The 18,506-nt window shown below is 40.5% G+C and carries 13 protein-coding genes; 6 read left to right on the top strand and 7 right to left on the bottom strand.

What is annotated here, in order from left to right; all coding sequences use genetic code 11:
* Positions 1-6 precede the first annotated feature (6 nt).
* The 6 genes from NQ505_RS05750 (at position 7) to rnr (ending at position 8,947) form a co-directional block, all read left to right on the top strand.
* On the top strand, positions 7-1,566 hold the full coding sequence (locus NQ505_RS05750) for a RagB/SusD family nutrient uptake outer membrane protein (protein WP_009001204.1): 1,560 nt from the start codon (positions 7-9) through the stop codon (positions 1,564-1,566).
* 18 nt (positions 1,567-1,584) lie between these two features.
* Entirely contained in the window at positions 1,585-2,487 is a 903-nt protein-coding gene (locus tag NQ505_RS05745; RefSeq protein WP_009001205.1) for a putative zinc-binding metallopeptidase, read from the top strand.
* 12 nt (positions 2,488-2,499) lie between these two features.
* Positions 2,500-3,852: a DUF4302 domain-containing protein gene (locus tag NQ505_RS05740; RefSeq protein ID WP_009001206.1), complete on the top strand. Its 1,353-nt coding sequence runs from the start codon at positions 2,500-2,502 to the stop codon at positions 3,850-3,852.
* Positions 3,853-3,884: 32 nt separating this feature from the next.
* The gene (locus tag NQ505_RS05735; protein ID WP_009001207.1) at positions 3,885-4,937 is read left to right on the top strand and encodes a BACON domain-containing protein; all 1,053 of its coding nucleotides are present in this window, start codon (positions 3,885-3,887) and stop codon (positions 4,935-4,937) included.
* Positions 4,938-4,992: 55 nt separating this feature from the next.
* Complete coding sequence (locus NQ505_RS05730; protein WP_009001208.1) at positions 4,993-6,570, top strand: FISUMP domain-containing protein; 1,578 nt, start codon at positions 4,993-4,995, stop codon at positions 6,568-6,570.
* A gap of 220 nt (positions 6,571-6,790) precedes the next feature.
* Positions 6,791-8,947 carry a ribonuclease R gene (gene rnr / locus NQ505_RS05725; RefSeq protein WP_009001209.1) on the top strand — a complete coding sequence of 719 codons (2,157 nt, stop codon included), beginning with the start codon at positions 6,791-6,793 and terminating at the stop codon, positions 8,945-8,947.
* A gap of 98 nt (positions 8,948-9,045) precedes the next feature.
* Here rnr and NQ505_RS05720 read toward each other — a convergent pair whose 3' ends face one another.
* Genes NQ505_RS05720 through NQ505_RS05690 form a run of 7 tightly spaced genes read right to left on the bottom strand, consistent with a single transcriptional unit; the run spans position 9,046 to position 18,481 of the window.
* A complete protein-coding gene (locus NQ505_RS05720) occupies positions 9,046-10,641 on the bottom strand; it encodes a sodium:solute symporter (protein WP_009001211.1) in 1,596 nt (531 codons plus the stop codon).
* A complete protein-coding gene (locus NQ505_RS05715) occupies positions 10,638-11,657 on the bottom strand; it encodes a glycosidase (RefSeq protein ID WP_009001212.1) in 1,020 nt (339 codons plus the stop codon). Before NQ505_RS05715 ends, NQ505_RS05720 begins: the two co-directional genes overlap by 4 nt.
* A 7-nt stretch (positions 11,658-11,664) precedes the next feature.
* Positions 11,665-13,086 (bottom strand): aryl-sulfate sulfotransferase, encoded by a 1,422-nt coding sequence (locus tag NQ505_RS05710; protein ID WP_009001213.1) that lies wholly within the window; start codon positions 13,084-13,086, stop codon positions 11,665-11,667.
* Positions 13,083-14,519, bottom strand: coding sequence for a sialate O-acetylesterase (locus tag NQ505_RS05705; RefSeq protein ID WP_009001214.1), 1,437 nt, complete (start codon positions 14,517-14,519; stop codon positions 13,083-13,085). The genes NQ505_RS05710 and NQ505_RS05705 overlap by 4 nt, the downstream gene beginning before the upstream one ends.
* A gap of 8 nt (positions 14,520-14,527) precedes the next feature.
* Complete coding sequence (locus tag NQ505_RS05700; protein ID WP_009001215.1) at positions 14,528-16,045, bottom strand: hypothetical protein; 1,518 nt, start codon at positions 16,043-16,045, stop codon at positions 14,528-14,530.
* 2 nt (positions 16,046-16,047) lie between these two features.
* Positions 16,048-17,520 carry a cellulase family glycosylhydrolase gene (locus NQ505_RS05695; protein ID WP_009001216.1) on the bottom strand — a complete coding sequence of 491 codons (1,473 nt, stop codon included), beginning with the start codon at positions 17,518-17,520 and terminating at the stop codon, positions 16,048-16,050.
* Between the two features lie 4 nt (positions 17,521-17,524).
* Positions 17,525-18,481 (bottom strand): hypothetical protein, encoded by a 957-nt coding sequence (locus tag NQ505_RS05690; RefSeq protein WP_009001217.1) that lies wholly within the window; start codon positions 18,479-18,481, stop codon positions 17,525-17,527.
* Positions 18,482-18,506 lie beyond the last annotated feature (25 nt).

The following is an 18,506-nucleotide window of genomic DNA, read 5'->3' as shown; positions in this document are numbered from 1 at the left end:
ATGATTATGAAACATATCAATATACTGCATACGTTGTTACTGATTAGCGGATTAGGACTGGGTACCAGCTCCTGCAATGACTTTCTGGATAAGCTTCCGGACAATCGTACAGAATTAGATACAGAACAGAAGATTACCAAACTTCTCATTTCCGCCTATCCCGAAGTGACAGCCAATGAGTTATTTGAACTCTACAGTGACAACTCCGACGACAATGGACCTAAATACTCCTATTATCAGTTGGCCGAAGAAGATTGCTACAACTGGAAAGATACCCAGGAAGAATATCAGGACACTCCTAACTATTTATGGCAAGGATACTACCAAGCTATTACCGCTGCAAACATGGTACTAAAAGCCATCGAGCAAAAAGGAAATCCCGAATCATTAAACCCACAACGTGGAGAAGCCTTGGTATGCCGGGCTTACAGCCATTTTATGCTAGCCAATATCTTTTGTAACGCATACAATTCTCATGCCGCTGAAGAATTGGGAATCCCCTATATGGAAGAAGTAGAAACGACGGTTAATCCCCAATATAAACGTGGAACTTTAAAAGAAGTATACGAAAAGATAGAGCATGACCTGTTGGCCAGCATACCATTCATTTCAGATGACAACTATTCTGTTCCAAAATACCATTTCACCAAGAAAGCCGTCTATGCTTTTGCCACACGTTTCTATCTCAATTACATGCAGACTGACTTTTCTAATTGCGACAAAGTGATAGATTACGCCACCCGCGTATTAGGCAATGATGCAAGCGGTCAGTTGCGCGACTGGGAATCATGGGGGAAACTTACAGCTAACGACAATGTGCAGCCCGACGCATACATTGCTTCGACCAATAAAGCGAACCTGTTAATCAGCAGTACAACATCCAACTGGGGTATCCTTATCAGCAACTACATGGCCGGTAAACGCTATATGCACAACAAACTAATTGCCAGTAACGAAACATCCCAATCATCCGGTTTATGGGGAAATGCAGATTATTTATATGTAAAGCCTTTCACCACCAGCGGTTACGAATGTAGCTTCATCCGTAAGAGTGGAGTCTATGAGGGAAGTAACTATCTCTATTATATGCCTGTCATTTTCAACACGGATGAGATTCTTTTATACCGTGCCGAAGCTTATGCCTTGAAGAAAAACTACACCCAGGCTGCTGCCGATATAACCACCTGGCAGAAGGCATATACCAAGAATAAGAATACATTGACTCCGGAAATGATTCATGAATATTATGGGAAAATGCCCTATTACAGTCCATTGACATCATTGACACCGAAGAAAAAAATACATCCGGATTTCACCATTGAAGAGGGAATGCAAGAAAGCATGATTCAATGTATTCTGCACATAAGACGTATTACCAGCCTGCATGAAGGACTCCGCTGGCCGGATATAAAACGTTATGGAATTGTTATCTATCGCCGATTCATCAGTGATGGTTATGGAAGTATTACAGATGAGATGCCAGTCAATGACTTACGACGCGCCATCCAAATTCCTAAAAGTGTAATTCTGGCTGGAATGCAACCCAATCCTAGAACAAACGAATAAAGAAAGAGGAGGAGAAATATGAAAAAACAGATCATATATACTTTATTATGCATGATAAGCTTCAGCCTTGTAGCTTGTAACAATGACGACGATATTGATACCAGTCACAGCATTTTCACCGATACTCCGGCCATAGAAGAGAATGCTTTCGACCTATGGTTACTGAAAAATTACACATATCCATACAACATCGACTTCAAGTATCGGATGCAGGATATCGAAAGCGATCAGAAATATAAGTTAGTACCGGCCGAATACGATAAATCAGTCATGCTATCCAAAATCATCAAACATGTATGGATGGAAGCCTATACCGAATTGGCAGGCCCCAATTTCGTACGTTCATACGTACCCAAAACGTTTCACCTGATAGGCTCTCCGGCCTACGACAGTAGTGGCACGATGGTTCTTGGTACAGCCGAAGGAGGAAAGAAAATCACCCTTTATAATGTCAATGATCTTGACCCGAACGAAATAGACATAGACATGCTCAATAAATACTATTTTGAGACAATGCACCATGAGTTTGCACATATCCTACATCAGAAGCGAAACTATGATCCCTCATTCGATAGAATCTGTGAAGGGAAATACATAGGAACAGACTGGTATCAGGAAACAGACCGGGATGGTGGGAATACCAAAGCATGGAAAAAAGGCTTTGTTACAGCTTACTCAATGAGTGAAGCTCGTGAAGACTTTGTAGAAAATATAGCGATGTATGTCACACACAGCGAAGCCTACTGGAATAGTATGCTGGCCAAAGCGGGAGAAGAGGGTGCAAGTATTATAAATGAAAAGTTCACAATCGTTTATACCTATATGCTTGAAATCTGGGGGATTAACCTTGATGACTTGCGTGATATTGTATTGCGCCGGCAGCAAGAAATCCCGGAACTAAACTTAAGTACCATTGAATAAAAGTTTATGATTATGAAGAAAATACTATATTTCCTGTTAGCTTCGATATGCATAAGCTTGCAGTCATGTCTATATCAAGAAGACAGTTATTTCGATGATTCCTCCGCCAATCGGGCTACATCAGATGTAGAACGATGCAACGAATTATTAAAAAACGCGCCTAACGGTTGGAAGTTAGAATATTATGCCGGAAAGAACTATTCAATGGGCGGAATTACATTACTCTGCAAATTTGATGGTAAAAATGTGAGCATTATATCTGAAATCGGCTCTACAACCACCAAACCGGGAGTTAAAATTACTTCACTTTACAAAGTGGTCTCCGAACAAAGCACCATATTAACATTTGACACTTTCAATGAATTACTGCATTGCTTCTCCACACCAATCTTAAGCCAAAACAGTAACTTCCAAGGTGACTATGAATTTGCAATCATGAGTGCTTCCGAAAATGAGATCGTATTGCAGGGAAAGAAATATCGGAATGAAATGGTTATGACTCCAATGCCGGCAGATACTGATTGGAACACATATATCAACAATCTGAACCAGATAGCCAATGAAGCATTCCTCAACACTTACATATTAAAAGCAGGTGGAGAAAAAGTGGGAGAAGTGGAACGTTTTTCACACGTTTTCAATATTTCCACTCAAACAGAATCTCAAGATGCAGCATTTGCCTACACAACAGATGGTTTCCGCTTTCGCCAACCCATCATTATCGGAGGGAAAGCGTTACAGAATTTCAAATGGAACAAAACCAGAATGACATTTACTTGTACAGATGCAGGAGCCGAACACGTCAGCATGGAGGGAGTCTATCCTGCCGGATACAAAAAATATGAAGATTATACCGGATTCTATTATTTCTATTACAAGACTCTCAAAGTAAATGATGACGGCACTTTCAATTTTGTAGACGCTATGCCTTTCATTGTGCAGTTGAAGCGGAAAGTAGATCAGGAAAGCTATGTAATGACAGGCTCCGATCTGGATGCAGATATTGTGGTGACTTACGAAAAATCAATTGGCAAATTAGTCATAAAGCCGCAACAACCCGGCTCTATCGGACAGTTTTACGGAACATACATCTTGGGGAATAACGAAACTTATGCATTACCTGCCCACATGGGTGCTAATTTTGGTTATATCACATCGTATGTAGATACAGATTACGGTCTAGTTGCAGAAGCGTCGGCAGATGGTATTCTATCTTTCGTTGAATATAATACATTCTTCAGTTCAATAGTAGGATCACCGGCTACCTCTCTCGTACTGACTGCTTACAGTTCTAATAAAATCACCGGCAGTACATACCTCGGATATCTAAATTGGATGGATTCCATCCAGTTAATGCCTTATTGAAATTAAGTTTAAGTAAACAGACAGATCAAAATATGAAAAAAGTAATAAACATATTCCTATTCGTCCTCTGCTTCACCGTTATCAGTTGCCATGATGACGACACCATCTCTCCATCTCTAACTATCATTCAAACAGATCTTAATCTGAAAGCGATCGGTGGAGAAGCAAGTATACAAATACAGGCTACCGGGGAAGTAAAAGCTACATCAGACGTAGAATGGTGTCAGGTCACAGAAGTGACTACAGAAACCGTTAAGCTTTCTGTACAGGAAAACAGAGACTATCCGGGCCGTTCTGCCCAGATCATCATCACAAACGGTAGCCAGACCAAACAGGCTACTCTCATCCAGGAAGGTGCCATACTCACTTATAATAAAGCCGAGCAAATACAAAGCACCAATAATCAGGCAGCAGTATTACCTATCAAATTGTCGAGTTCGTTTCCTATACAAGTCACCATCCCTGAAAAGAATAAGAGCTGGTTATCATTCACCCATTCAACGGATGGCAGTGGCGGAAGCTTTATTGTCAGCGCCAATAATACAGGGAAAGCACGAGGCAGTGATGTGACTATAACATCAGGAGAACGCACGTTAACTTATCAGGTATTACAATATGGTGCCGAAAATTTCGTTGGTAGTTGGAAAGGAACATACGTTAACCAAGGAAGTCAATACAGCTTACCTGATATCTCAATTTCAGCTGCAGATGAAAATGGAATATACACTATTTCCGGCCTCTATAAGACCAGTGTTTATGATTATAAAGTACAGGCTACCTATCAGAATAATATGTTTGTGATAACCGGACAGGAAGTAGGTGTTTATGTTTCATCTATCGTACCAATGAATGTATATTTCTGTATTGTGGATAATATAGGATTCCCTTTATGGACAGCCAACAACAGTATCGGACTTATTCCTGTCTTATTATCCGATGGTTCCTTTGTACTTGCATTCGCTGATAACGGAGGCGTAGCAGGTGAAGTAGTAAGCAAAATATCATTTGCCGGTTTCCTCGGAGACCCCAGTCTCGACACTTTCCAGGGTCATTTGAGACTTATGAGTAACTGTTTCTTCTTCTGACCGGAAGAAGCATTTAAAATAAACGACTAATATTAATCTTTTAATAATTTACAGTATGACAACGAAGTATGTAAACTTTTTCTTTAGTGCTTTACTAGCGCTTTGTGTCATCACAAGTTGTGGTGATAAAGATGACGATGCACCCGCAATGACAGTATCTTCCAATTCTGTCACAATCTTAGCTGCCGGCGGAGAAGAGTCTATTGAAATTAACACGAACCAATCGGAATGGACTGCTACACGTCCTGAACTGGATAGCTGGTGTACTCTAAAGATGAATGGTAATACATTAAAGATCAGTGCATCCACCAATGAAACAATCACATCACGTTCAACATTGGTTACAGTGACCGCTGGTATTGGTACTAATGCCAAAATACAAGAAATTAAAGTAACACAAAAAGCAGCAGATCCATCTCTCGAAATCACAGGCACACCAGTAGCTCTGGATGCAGCAGGAACTGCCGTTGAATTGACTGTCACTACCAATACCGGTTCCTGGAACGCTAGCCGCCCTGCCGCCGATACTTGGTGTCTCTTGTCACAAGAGGGAAATAAACTGACTGTTTCAGCAGAAGCTTACACAGTCAATGCAGAACGTAAGACTACTATTACGATTACTTATGGAGAAGATGCTACTCTCACTCCAAAGACATTTGAAGTGACACAACAAGGAGCAGCTCCTATATATGCTATTGAAATACCGACAGACTTTGAGACTGGAGATGTTCAGAAAGCGATGTATCAAAATGTAAAAGTAGCAGAGATTTGTTGGGAGTATATCAAGACAGGCTCTACTGACAAACGAATGGTTGTCATTTATCCGGTAGCAGAAGACGGTAAAACGAATTTAGCCAAAGGACTTACCGTTGAAGATGGCGGAAGCATTGTCTGGGATGTAGAAACCAACACATGTACCTATACTGCCGGAACAGCGTCTGCAATATCTAAAGTTTATCTGGCTGATGGTAATTTCTCTACAACTACAACAGCAGCCTCTCCTATTAAAACCACGGTTGAGGCAGATTTGTTAATAGATACTCGTCCTAACGACACTAAATTCAGTTATAAAATAGTTAAGATCGGTACACAATATTGGATGGCTGAAAATCTAAAAGCACAAAGTTATTTGAACGGAACCGAGATTCCGCGTGTAACAGATGGAAAAGAATGGGATGCAAATACAACAGGAGCATATCGGTTACCATTCGCTGACACACAAACCTTCCTCATTCACGGAGCCTACTATCATGGATATACAATGTATAACGAAGCAGGTCTTGCACCGGAAGGATGGATTGTTCCATCTGATGACGAATGGAATAAGTTGAGAAAATATATAGGCACACCTTATGGCACGAAGCTGAAATCATCTTCCTCTTCTTATTGGAGTACCAATAAAGGGACAAACATTACCGGATTTAATGCATTATCCAGCGGGTATTACACCTCGGCCACCGGAGATTCTGGAAGTGGTACTGACATTTATTTCTGGAGTACAACAAAAACAAGAGATCTGCTGGCAAGACAAGATGTTCCACATTACTATCGTCTGGCCAATGCCAGTACAGGGATGCCAACTGATACTCATACTTTTAATTTTGGTCATTGTATCCGTTGCGTTAGAAAATAATCAAGAATAAAGCGAGCGAGCTTTTCCAGCTAAATTCTCTCTAACAAATAAAGTTTAGCATTTATTGTTCATGAAAAGAGTTGCTTCCTTAATTTAAAGGAAACAACTCTTTTCTTTCTTATCCAGATTCTCACTCAAGATAGATTTTTCTTTCTTCAAAGTTTCCATAAGGAAAATATTCCTATATCTTTGTAACTACATATTTTTAAAAGACAACATTATGGCGAAAAAGAAAGAAAAGAAAGAGAAAAAGGCCGGCAAGAGAATGAGTAAGAAAGAGCTGGCAGCATTATTGATAGACTTTTTCCATGCCAAACCGAACGAGACCTTGAGTATGAAATATATTTTCTCGGAATTGCGTCTCACCACCCATCCGCAGAAAATGCTATGCGTTGATATACTACATGACCTTTTAGATGACGATTATATTTCCGAAATAGAAAAAGGGAAGTTCCGTCTCAATAACCATGGAACAGAGATGGTGGGCACTTTCCAACGGAAGAGCAATGGCAAAAACTCATTTATCCCCGAAGGAGGAGGTGAACCGATATTTGTGGCCGAACGTAACTCGGCACATGCCATGAACAATGACAAAGTAAAGATCACTTTCTATGCCAAACGCAAGAACAAAGATGCCGAGGGAGAAGTAATAGAAATACTGGAACGTGCCAACGATACTTTCGTCGGAACGCTGGAAGTAGCTAAATCCTATGCATTCCTGGTGACGGAAAACCGTACACTTGCCAATGACATCTTTATTCCGAAAGACAAGCTGAAAGGCGGAAAGACCGGCGATAAAGCCATCGTGAAAGTAACCGAATGGCCGGATAAAGCAAAGAATCCTATCGGACAAGTAATAGACATATTAGGCCAAGCCGGTGATAACACTACGGAAATGCACGCCATTCTTGCAGAATTCGGCTTGCCGTACGTATATCCGAAAGCTGTGGAAACAGCCGCAGACAAGATACCTGCCGAGATTTCAGCAGAAGAAATTGCCAAACGCGAAGATTTCCGCAAGACCACCACTTTCACCATCGACCCGAAAGACGCCAAAGACTTTGACGACGCACTTTCTATCCGCAAACTGAAAGACGGATTATGGGAAGTAGGTGTGCACATCGCCGACGTGACACATTACGTAAAAGAAGGAGGAATCATCGACAAAGAAGCAGAGAAGCGGGCAACCTCCGTTTATCTGGTAGACCGTACCATCCCGATGCTTCCCGAACGGTTGTGTAACTTCATCTGTTCACTCCGTCCGAATGAAGAAAAACTTGCCTTCTCCGTCATCTTTGATATTACTGAAAAGGGAGAAGTCAGAGACTCGCGCATCGTACACACAGTCATCAATTCCGACCGCCGTTTCACTTACGAAGAGGCGCAGCAGATTATTGAAACCAAAGAAGGAGACTACAAAGAAGAAGTACTCACACTGGATACCATTGCCAAAGCACTTCGTGAAAAACGTTTCGCGGCAGGAGCCATCAACTTCGACCGCTACGAAGTGAAATTTGAAATTGACGAGAAAGGAAAACCAATCAGCGTATATTTCAAAGAATCAAAAGACGCCAATAAACTGGTAGAAGAATTCATGTTGCTTGCCAACAGAACAGTGGCAGAATTCGTCGGTAAAGTTCCTAAAAATAAAAAGCCCAAAGTGCTTCCTTACCGTATCCACGATCTTCCCGATCCGGAGAAACTGGAGAATCTGTCACAATTCATCGCCCGCTTCGGCTACAAAGTACGTACAAGCGGAACGAAGACGGATATTTCAAAATCCATCAACCACCTGCTGGACGACATACACGGAAAGAAAGAAGAGAACCTGATTGAAACCGTATCTATCCGTGCCATGCAAAAAGCCCGTTATTCGACTCACAACATCGGTCACTACGGACTGGCATTCGAATATTACACCCACTTTACTTCACCCATCCGCCGTTTCCCGGACATGATGGTACACCGTCTGGTAACGAAGTATATGGACGGAGGACGCAGTGTATCCGAAGCTAAATACGAAGACCTCTGCGACCACAGTTCGAACATGGAACAAATTGCAGCCAACGCTGAACGCGCTTCCATCAAATACAAACAAGTGGAATTCATGAGCGAACGTCTGGGACAGATTTATGACGGCGTTATCTCCGGCGTCACCGAATGGGGGCTCTACGTAGAACTGAACGAGAACAAATGCGAAGGTCTGGTTCCTGTCCGTGATCTGGACGACGATTATTACGAATTCGATGAAAAGAACTATTGTCTTCGCGGACGTCGCAAAAATAAAATCTATAGTTTGGGAGATGCCATCACCGTTCGCGTAGCCCGCGCTAATCTGGAAAAGAAACAGTTGGACTTTGAATTAATAGAAAAATAAAATCAAAGACTCGGTTTCTATCCCTAATATATTAAAAAGAACTCGATGTACGAGAAAAGCAAACAGACTTCTCCCACATCGAGTTCTTTTTATTTTAATTATGCAAAAACTAACAATACAATTAAGCAAAGTGCTATCAACATATAGGATAACTTACGATAATTCTTATAAAACGGTAGTTTCTGCAGAGCAACTGTTTCTTTATCAAAATCAGCTTTCGTCCATATATAAGGCTTTACTATCTTATAATCAGGAGCAGGAGTCAAATAACTGATTACTAACATTATCAACATACTCCATGCCAGATAAATTGGTACAGTCAACAAGAAATGGATATCTCCGAAAATAGAATATCCGAAATAAATCTTGAAAACTAAATTAGTCATTCCCAAAAGTGCTCCACCTATCAGACCATAAAATGCCCCTTGTGAAGTAGCCCGCTTCCAAAAAATACCCAAAAAGAAAACAGAAACAATAGGAGGAGCCAACATAGACAACATTTCCTGATAATATTTAAGTAAAGAGCCAAATTTTTCCCCAATCTGTGGAGCCCAAGCCACTGCTATAATCAGCACAACAGCAGAAACAATCCGTCCGACAAATACCTGTTCTTTCGAAGAAACATTCTTCTTCATTTTTAAATAGAAGTCCATCGTAAAGAGAGTTGCTACAGAATTCAATAAACCACTGATAGAAGAAGTCAAAGCAGCAACTAACGCAGCCAATAAAAAGCCAACCATACCGACAGGCATCATTTCAATAACCAAAGAAGGATATACCATATCCGGTTTCTCCAATCCCGGGAAGAACTTTTGCGCCATAACACCCGGAATTATAATGATAAACAAAGTTATCAGGGTTAACAATCCTACCAATAATACTCCCTTTCGACCTTCATCAATGCTCTTTGCTGTCAATGCACGTTGTACCAGTTGCTGGTTGTTTCCCCAAAAGAAAAATCCCAGTATAGGAATACCCAAGATCATTCCCAACCAAGGAACAGAAGGATCATCTAACGGGCGAACCAATTTCATCATAACTCCTTGATTAAACTGTTCGGCAACGTATGCCGCACCTCCCTTTTCCGCCAGAATCCATGTTAAGGCAATAGCTCCGATTGTCAAAATAATACCCTGTATCAAATCCACCCGGATAGCAGCAGACAATCCACCCGGAATAGTATAAATAGCAACTATTACCGCAAAAATAACAGCTAATGTGGTTAAACTGACCTCTGGAAAAACCAGTTTCATAACCAATGCTGCTGCATAAAGCGAACCGGCTGCATCTAAGAATATATTAATTAAAATAGTGATACCAGAGAAATAATAGCGCGAACGTACATCAAACCTGCGTTCTAGAAATTCCGGCAAAGTAAATATCCTCGATTTAATATAAAAAGGAAGAAAAAACCATGCAAAGATAATCATTACAAAGATCGACATCAAGTTGTAATTAAATACGGCAATCCCGGTAGAATAGGCATCTCCGGCCTGTCCTATTAAAGTAGAACTTGATATACTGGCTGCAAACATTGAAAACCCGATGACCGGCCAAGTCATACTTCGCCCGGCCAAAAAATAAGACTCCGAATCACTCGTTTTCCTGTAGCGTAATCCCGCATAGACTATGAATACAAAATACAAAGCTATGATAACCAGGTCGGTGATTGTTAATGTATTAGTCCAGTTCATAATTTCTGAGTTAAAATGAAGGTTACCAGCTCATCTACATTCGCAGTAGCCACACCGATATATTTATCAGCACCACCATAGTATACATAAAGAGTATCACCAACAATAACGTTGCCAGTAGGAAATACACACCCTTTATAGAAACCATCTATCTCATAAGAAAACTCCGGTTCCAGAATCCAATCTTTAGTACGTCCCAAAACCTTAGTCGGATCATTCAGATCAAGCATCATTGCTCCTACTCTATAATAACCGCAACCGCCATTCTCAACCCCATGATAAAGAACGAGCCACCCTTTATCTGTTTTTAAAGGAGGAGTGCTTCCACCTATTTTTTCCTCCCAACCACCATCAATTCCTTCAATCAGTAAATGACTGGGCTCATTCCAAACTAACAAATCATCTGAATAACGTAGCCAGATAGCAGGATGTTTTGGACCATACTGTGGCCCAATCCATTCCTTAGGACGATGTAACATTGCATATTTCCCATTGATTTTCTCCGGAAAAAGAATAACATCACGATCATCTAAATTTGATTGTGTAATACGCCCCAGTCGAATCCATTTCTTAAAATCCTTTGTCATAGCCAATGCCGTATTAGCCATATTGCGTTTTAAGAAATAAGGTGCATTTTCTCCGAAATCACGGACAATGACCTCATCGTGTGCAAATTTCCAATATTGTCCGGGAGCACAAGGACGAAAGGCATAAGTCACATAATAATAATCATCAAACTTCACTACGCGAGCATCTTCCACACACCCTGCATCTTCTCCATCAACAGAAGGACCAAATGCTGGCTCATCAGACACACGCTCAAAATGGAAACCATCCTCACTGACAGCCAGTCCGAAACGAATAATGTGTTCTTTATCATCACCCGCTGCTCTGTATAACATATAGAACTTACCGTTCTCATACCAAACACCAGGATTGCATACAACCAAATTCTCCCAATGATTCGTTGGATTAGGAGACAAAATAGGGTTAAAAGTTGATTTTGTTAGTTTCATCTTTACTTTATTTTAATAATTTAAAATCAATATACAAGGCACGATAAAAGGGTCGGTTCGTTTTATAATGCCACATCAAATTTCCATTCTTATCAATCACTCCAATAGTCTTCGGTACTACAGAACCAAATAGAATACGGTCATTATCCATACAATAAGCACTAGACTGATTAACAGAGAAGTCTTCTTTGGGTAATACAATCCTCATCGTCACTTCTGCTTGTTTTGTTATTTCGTTAATGCGATAAGCCATGACTCTTGAACGTTTATTTGTATAACCATTATCATAAATCATCACATCTCCGTCCGGAGTCAAAGAAGCGGCATGTTGTCTATCCGAGAAATCTTCAGGATTGGTCAAGTGTACATCACCATTTCTCCCAAGCTTATAAATGACTTCCCCTGTACGTCCATCCACTTTCCAAACTTGCCTGATACGATTGAATGAAACAAGAAAATCTCCATCCGGACAAGGATAAGCGGTATTTGCATGTAACCAGTCTTCTCTCGGAGTGTATTGAAATTCTCCTCTATCCCCCATTATATCCGGGTCGTCTTCCGGAGATATGAAGTCAAACGCCGACCATGTCCACTTCGTATTTCCCGAAAAATCAAGAATAGAGAACCCGTCCCCTGTCACCATCTCGTTGGAAGAGCCACCCCAACGGGTTAAATCAAAAGACTGTCTTATTTGGTTCACGACCACTAGATCTCCATTATCAAGCATCTGTATATCATGATGAAAATAAGGATTATCCAAATGAGCATAATATTTTTTCAGCTTCACATTTCCGTATAAATCAACTACATAAATATATTCTCCTGTAAAACTTTCATTCGGATTAAAGCCCAGAATTGCTTGAAAGGTTTTCGTCTTCGGATCAAATCCGGAACAAATCACCGACAAATCATCCGTAGGTTGATACCAGACCACTTTTCCTTCAGCATTAATTAAATACAAAGTACCCTGCTGCTTATCGCCAACATGGATATATCCATTGAAAGTATACGTATAATCAGGCATTAAATTAGTGAACTTCATTAGTCCATCCGGTAATGCTTTGGTTATAAACTGAAACGGCTTTGATTCTTCTACCATTCCGTTTTGATTACTTGCATACACCTTCAACCAATATTTCGTTTGCTCTTCCAAAAGAATTAATTTAGTAGCCCACGACTGCTTTTGATCATCAAAAACAAGTTCCCTTTTGACAGATTCATTTCCATCCTTCCAATACACCAACTTCAATGTAGCAGACTCCTTCATCGTAACCTCAACATCTATCCTTAATACATTATCCGGATCATCCTGAATCTTGACAATATCGATAAGTTCATTATCTGACTCCCCCATCTGCTTGTCCCCTTCTTCCGACTGACAGGCAGAAAGTAAAAATCCGACAATGAATAAGAGTCCTACTATTCTCATATATCAACAGATGCTTTAAAAGGTCCTAATGGTAGATTTTCCGAATTATAAAGAGTAGAGACACACGCATCTCTCCATCCATAACGCACATAGCGAGGAGAAGGAACTTCAGGAGAAGACAACCATACGCAACTACCTTTAATCTCTACTATTGCCTTGTAATACGTCATTCCATCTGAAGAAATCTCAAACTCATGATGAACTCCCTCCAATCGGAGTCCATGATAAGCAAAATCAAACTCCGCCCTCAATTTCCCCTGTTCCAGAGTTAACCGCTTCAAAGAAGGAGACTGGCTCTTTATCTTTTGATGATAAGTATCAGATAAAGCAATCAAAGCCAATCGTTCTCCTACTGGTTTCTTTTTCCCGGGATGAATATTAGTTGAATCACCCAGATCAGCCGTAACAACCATACCAGAACTTGAAATCGTCTGTAATGCCATAGACTGTACTTCAGCCAGTTCAGCCCACTTCTCCTTTTGATAACCCGGATATTGAAATGGCGCTATCTGCACATAATAAAAAGGCAGTTTAGCCTTCCATTTTTTACGCCATGAGCTTACCAAATCTTTCATCATAGCAATATACCGTCCGGCATCTCCTACATTAGCTTCACCCTGATACCAAAGCCAACCACGAATCTTATAATCAATCAATGGATGGACCATCGCATTATACAGACTTGAAAGCATATTGTATTCCGGCTTCTCTTTTCCTTTCTCTACAGCTTCTTGTAAGGTCTCATGCTCTGCTTTATAAAGAGGTTTTAAAGTCTCTGCATAAGGAATCCAACTCTGAATCGGGCTCCCTCCATAAGCATCAACAACTAAACCGACAGGAACATCCAAGCTGGAAAGTAATTTACGAGCAAAATAGTATCCCACAGCAGACAATCCTCCTACAGTCTGTGGGCTACAGACCTGCCATCCTTCGGTTAAGACCTCATCTAATGCAGTAAAACTCTCATTACGTTGAACAGTCATAAAACGAATTCCCGGATAATCAGCAACAGCAATTTCCTCGTTTGCATTATCAACATACAACCGCCATTGAGGATCATTTCTCATAATCATTTCCATATTGCTCTGCCCCGAACAAAACCAAACCTCTCCGATACAAATATTTTTCAGTACTACAGTCTGTTCAGTATTAGCAATAGAAAGGTTATATGTCTGGTAGCTTCCAGCGGGAGTTGACAATTCTATCATCCATTTTCCGCAAGTATCTGCCTTTACAGTCTTCTCTTTCCTACTCCAAGAAGCAAGCACCTGAAGAGTGCTCCGAGGAGGAGCATATCCCCATATCTTGACCCGGCTCTTTTGCTGTAATACTAGATTATCAGTAAAAGCAGAAGCAAACCTCAAATGATCTTGAGCCTGCAAGAACAGGTAACTGCTACACAATATCATTATGAATGTACAAATACGTCTCATACTTATTCTTACTCCATATTAGTGAGTAACATAAAAGATTGCGCTGGCAAATTAATCTCTCTTAGTTTTCCACCACTAAGATCGATTGTTTCACCTGCATCTACAGGAGAAGCAAAACCATCTGCATCCACTGTACCAATAAAGTGAGCGCCTTGTTGAGATTGATATTTATAGGTTTTTATTCCTTGTAATAGTGCTCCATTTTCCATACCTAGATTGAATAAATAATCATTAGTACTGGAGTCCACAATAGCAATAGTTACTTTCCCATTCCTCATTCCCGCAATAGCGCGCAGACCAGATTTCACAGGTTTAGGTAATGTCACGTCATAAATCGTACTTCCCGATGGAAAATAACGACAAAGTAAAGAAGTGGTATAGAACCACGGACGTATCTTTTCATCATCCGGATTATGGAATTTCTCACTTCCCAGAATATTCCAAAATCCCCATCGTTTCAACTTGGTTGAAGAAGAACTCCCGTCATCATTATACATAGCATCATCCAAATCCCAATAAGTCACTCCGCCAAAACCTGCCAGCATTACCTGAATCGTCGCATCCGCCATATCTATTCCGTAGAAAGCATCATATACATGCATTTGTGAGTCATCCGCAGCAAATGGATCGGCCTTGATACGGCTGGCATTGGCTTTACCTAACGAGGAGGTTGCTGAATATTTAAATCCCAATTCCCCCATAATGATAGGAGCATCAAGATTAGAAGCTGCCTTATAAGCTTTCAATAACTGTAAAAAAGAAGTTGTATGCACATCGTCATTATTAGGATAAGCATGTATATCAAATGCCTTTACCTCTTCAGCCAGTTCGTTGCGCGTATTCACAACCCAAGAAGTCTCTGCAATGCTCCAGATGGCAACATCCGGTCCCATGATTCTAACTTTATCTGTGAGTTGCTTTTCGTTCATTTTTCTATAAAACTGCTGAATTATATTCTTCCATAATGGATAACTTCCTACAGTAGAAGACCAGTCTCCATTAGGTTCATTGACTATTGTGTAATACTTGATGCAAGTAAACCCCTTCTCTTTAACCAAATAAGAAAGAAAATCAGTTGCATGATCCACCCATGTCGCATCAATACCAGAACCGCCTACATGTCCCCATTCACCCAACTGCACCGTAATGCCTTTCTCCTGACAATAAGACAATATCTTACCCAGAACCGGGTCACTTTTTTCCGGACTGTATACTTCACCATTCATGTAGTTCCACCCCTGAGACACCATTATCCTAATTAAGGAAGGACGCATAAAAGAGACTCTCTTGAAGAGCGTATTCCAATCCTGTTCAGATAGGGTAGCATTTCCTGTCCATGCATTTACAATATCATACCCACCCCATTGAGGCCCATTCCCCAAATAAGAATTCGTTAATACTTTTGGGGTTACCAACAATGTATTCACATCCGGTTCCGGAACCGGAGGAGTATCACCTCCATTGTCTTTACCACAACCGGATAAAAACAGAGCCAAACATATCAATCCTTTTATTATATTCTTCATACCTATTCCATATTTGTATAAACCACTAATCCATCCGTCGGTAATTCAAGAAATAAACCTTTTTCCAGATTTAGCTTTATTCCCGTAACATTCGGTAACTGCTTACAATCACCCTCCTTCAATATTTCATTCTCAATATAATTGTACTGACGAATATCTTCCAAGACAGGCAATGAGTTACTCTTGAATAAAACAGTTCTCTCTTGACCGGAAACATTAACTACTCCAATAGTATATTTTCCTTTATGCTCTACTGCAACGGCACGAACTCCTTTATCTTCTCCCGTCTCTACCGCATAAACAGTACTTCCTTTCGGTATATATTTAGACAAAAGCGACCAGGCATAATATGAAGGACGAACCTCTTCTTCCTTAGCGCCTCCAAAATATTCTTCACCCAAAATATTCCAGAATCCCCATATTTTCAATTTGTCAGGTCCTTCCTCTGTCTTAGAGTGCATAGCATCATCCAACATCCAAATCAAGGCTCCGGAAAATCCTTCATTCATAGTCTGAAACAACGCATCTGCCATATCGATCCCATAGAAATGATCATAAACAAACATCTGCGAGTCCTCACGCGAAGCGTGTGGAACTTTGGAAATACGTTCGTTATTCTCCTTTTCTAATAAAGTATCTGTTTTTAAAAATTTCAATCCGATCTCCCCCATAATAATTTGACTTCCTTGAGGTACTCTTTCTTTATAAGCACGAATTATCTTCGAATACTCCCCAGAATTAACAGTCGACTTTGGAGGATACGTATGAATATCATAAAGTTTAATAGCCTCATTAAACCGGGTAGCACAACTGTCTATCCACCAAGCTTCCGATTGATCCCAAATAGCAGCATCCGGCCCGGCCAATCCCACTTTATCAGCAAGTCCGTAATCATGCATCCGGCGGTCAAAATAACGAATGGCCCGTGCCCAAAGATCATAATTGGCCTGATTAGAGGACCAGTCACCATTCGGTTCATTTATCATATTATAGTATTTGATGCAATCATATCCTTTACGGTTGACCAGAAAATCTGCATAACGTGCTGCATTAGAAAGCATGAAAGTATCAATCCGGTTAGTTACCGGATCCACCATTCTACCTCCCCAGTCACCCATCATCACAGTAATACCCCGTTCCTGGCAATAGGTAAGAATTTTACTGACCTGATCGAAATCATACATCTCATCCAGTTTCCCATTCTTCAGATAATCTGTAGTATACACCATCATCCGGATAAACTGGGGACGCATGTGATCAAGACGTGCATAAAGTTTATTCCAGTCTGACTCGGAAATGGTAACACGCCCATTTCCATAATCCAACTGGTAAGGGTCCCATTGTACCCCATTACCTAAATAAGAAGTGCTGATAATACTATCTTTGTTTATCCTGAAAATCACTTCCGCATTTTGTACCGGCTTCTGACAGCCGATACAAAACAACAGAAATAATATTTGTAACAGAACTTTCATAAAATCATTGTTTTTTTCTGATTTGAACATAGAAATCCCAAGGAGCATAGACTATCTTATCATAAGCAGAGTAAATTGGTCCCCAATCACCAGCCGATTTCAGATTGCCAAATTTCAAAGCACTATCCTGTATGGTAAGAGTCTTACCCCAATACACAATATCTCCACTGTTCACCAAACTGGCAACATACGTTTTATCACCTTTTGTAAACGTTACGGTTTCCGTAGTATAGTCACGCACCCAATGGCTTGTACCCTGTGGTACTTTCCTATAATTATAATTCACATCAATCACAGTTTGCCCATCCGGCAAACCTCCGGCCCAAATAAAATCGGCAAATTTACCATCCACACCTGCATCATGGATACAAGTTCCATACGTCTGTCCGTTTTCGGTAATTCCCTCAAAAGTAAATTCAAGCGTATTATCAAGCTCTGCTTTCACTCCGGTCTGCTCATTCCACCAAGATGGATCAGATGACAGATTCACAAAGTCAACACCTCCATAATAAGGACCTGTTCCTCCAAATACATCCAATTCGTGAATCTCCCATTTTCCAACAAGTGATTCTACCAATGGAGTTACCCGAACCGTATACTCCCGCTTCTCGCCAGACACAGCCGTTACAATTATTGTTGCAGAATGGCTGACAGGATCGAAATTCAACGCATCGCCGGAATTGACAGAAGAAGAAGCTTTATAAGAAACTTCCATCTTTTTAATTTTGATTGCCTGTGAAAAGTCTGGATTCACAATTGTCACTTCAACCGTACCTTTTGTAGGATCATCTACATTTAAGCTGATAGTAGCATCTCCCGCCTGATTCTCAAAAGTTAATCCCAATATTCTTCTCTCTTTATTCCAGTCACCTTCTTCCACCTCATCCAATGGATTGACCTGGCAAGCTCCCAGCAAAAAAGCGGAAACAATAAGCCAATATATATATTGTAGTACTTTCATATGATTACTCCATTAAAATTAAACG

Source organism: Bacteroides sp. D2 (genome assembly GCF_025147085.1).
Lineage (GTDB): Bacteria > Bacteroidota > Bacteroidia > Bacteroidales > Bacteroidaceae > Bacteroides.
Note: the sequence above shows the minus strand (reverse complement) of the source record. Positions and strands in the feature narration are given on the sequence as shown.

What these genes read in the sequence shown, in the direction of transcription:
- NQ505_RS05750 (WP_009001204.1), top strand. Translation starts at nt 7, where the DNA reads ATGAAACATATCAATATACTGCATACGTTGTTACTGATTAGCGGATTA.
- NQ505_RS05745 (WP_009001205.1), top strand. Translation starts at nt 1,585, where the DNA reads ATGAAAAAACAGATCATATATACTTTATTATGCATGATAAGCTTCAGC.
- NQ505_RS05740 (WP_009001206.1), top strand. Translation starts at nt 2,500, where the DNA reads ATGAAGAAAATACTATATTTCCTGTTAGCTTCGATATGCATAAGCTTG.
- NQ505_RS05735 (WP_009001207.1), top strand. Translation starts at nt 3,885, where the DNA reads ATGAAAAAAGTAATAAACATATTCCTATTCGTCCTCTGCTTCACCGTT.
- NQ505_RS05730 (WP_009001208.1), top strand. Translation starts at nt 4,993, where the DNA reads ATGACAACGAAGTATGTAAACTTTTTCTTTAGTGCTTTACTAGCGCTT.
- rnr (WP_009001209.1), top strand. Translation starts at nt 6,791, where the DNA reads ATGGCGAAAAAGAAAGAAAAGAAAGAGAAAAAGGCCGGCAAGAGAATG.
- NQ505_RS05720 (WP_009001211.1), bottom strand. Translation starts at nt 10,641, where the DNA reads ATGAACTGGACTAATACATTAACAATCACCGACCTGGTTATCATAGCT.
- NQ505_RS05715 (WP_009001212.1), bottom strand. Translation starts at nt 11,657, where the DNA reads ATGAAACTAACAAAATCAACTTTTAACCCTATTTTGTCTCCTAATCCA.
- NQ505_RS05710 (WP_009001213.1), bottom strand. Translation starts at nt 13,086, where the DNA reads ATGAGAATAGTAGGACTCTTATTCATTGTCGGATTTTTACTTTCTGCC.
- NQ505_RS05705 (WP_009001214.1), bottom strand. Translation starts at nt 14,519, where the DNA reads ATGAGACGTATTTGTACATTCATAATGATATTGTGTAGCAGTTACCTG.
- NQ505_RS05700 (WP_009001215.1), bottom strand. Translation starts at nt 16,045, where the DNA reads ATGAAGAATATAATAAAAGGATTGATATGTTTGGCTCTGTTTTTATCC.
- NQ505_RS05695 (WP_009001216.1), bottom strand. Translation starts at nt 17,520, where the DNA reads ATGAAAGTTCTGTTACAAATATTATTTCTGTTGTTTTGTATCGGCTGT.
- NQ505_RS05690 (WP_009001217.1), bottom strand. Translation starts at nt 18,481, where the DNA reads ATGAAAGTACTACAATATATATATTGGCTTATTGTTTCCGCTTTTTTG.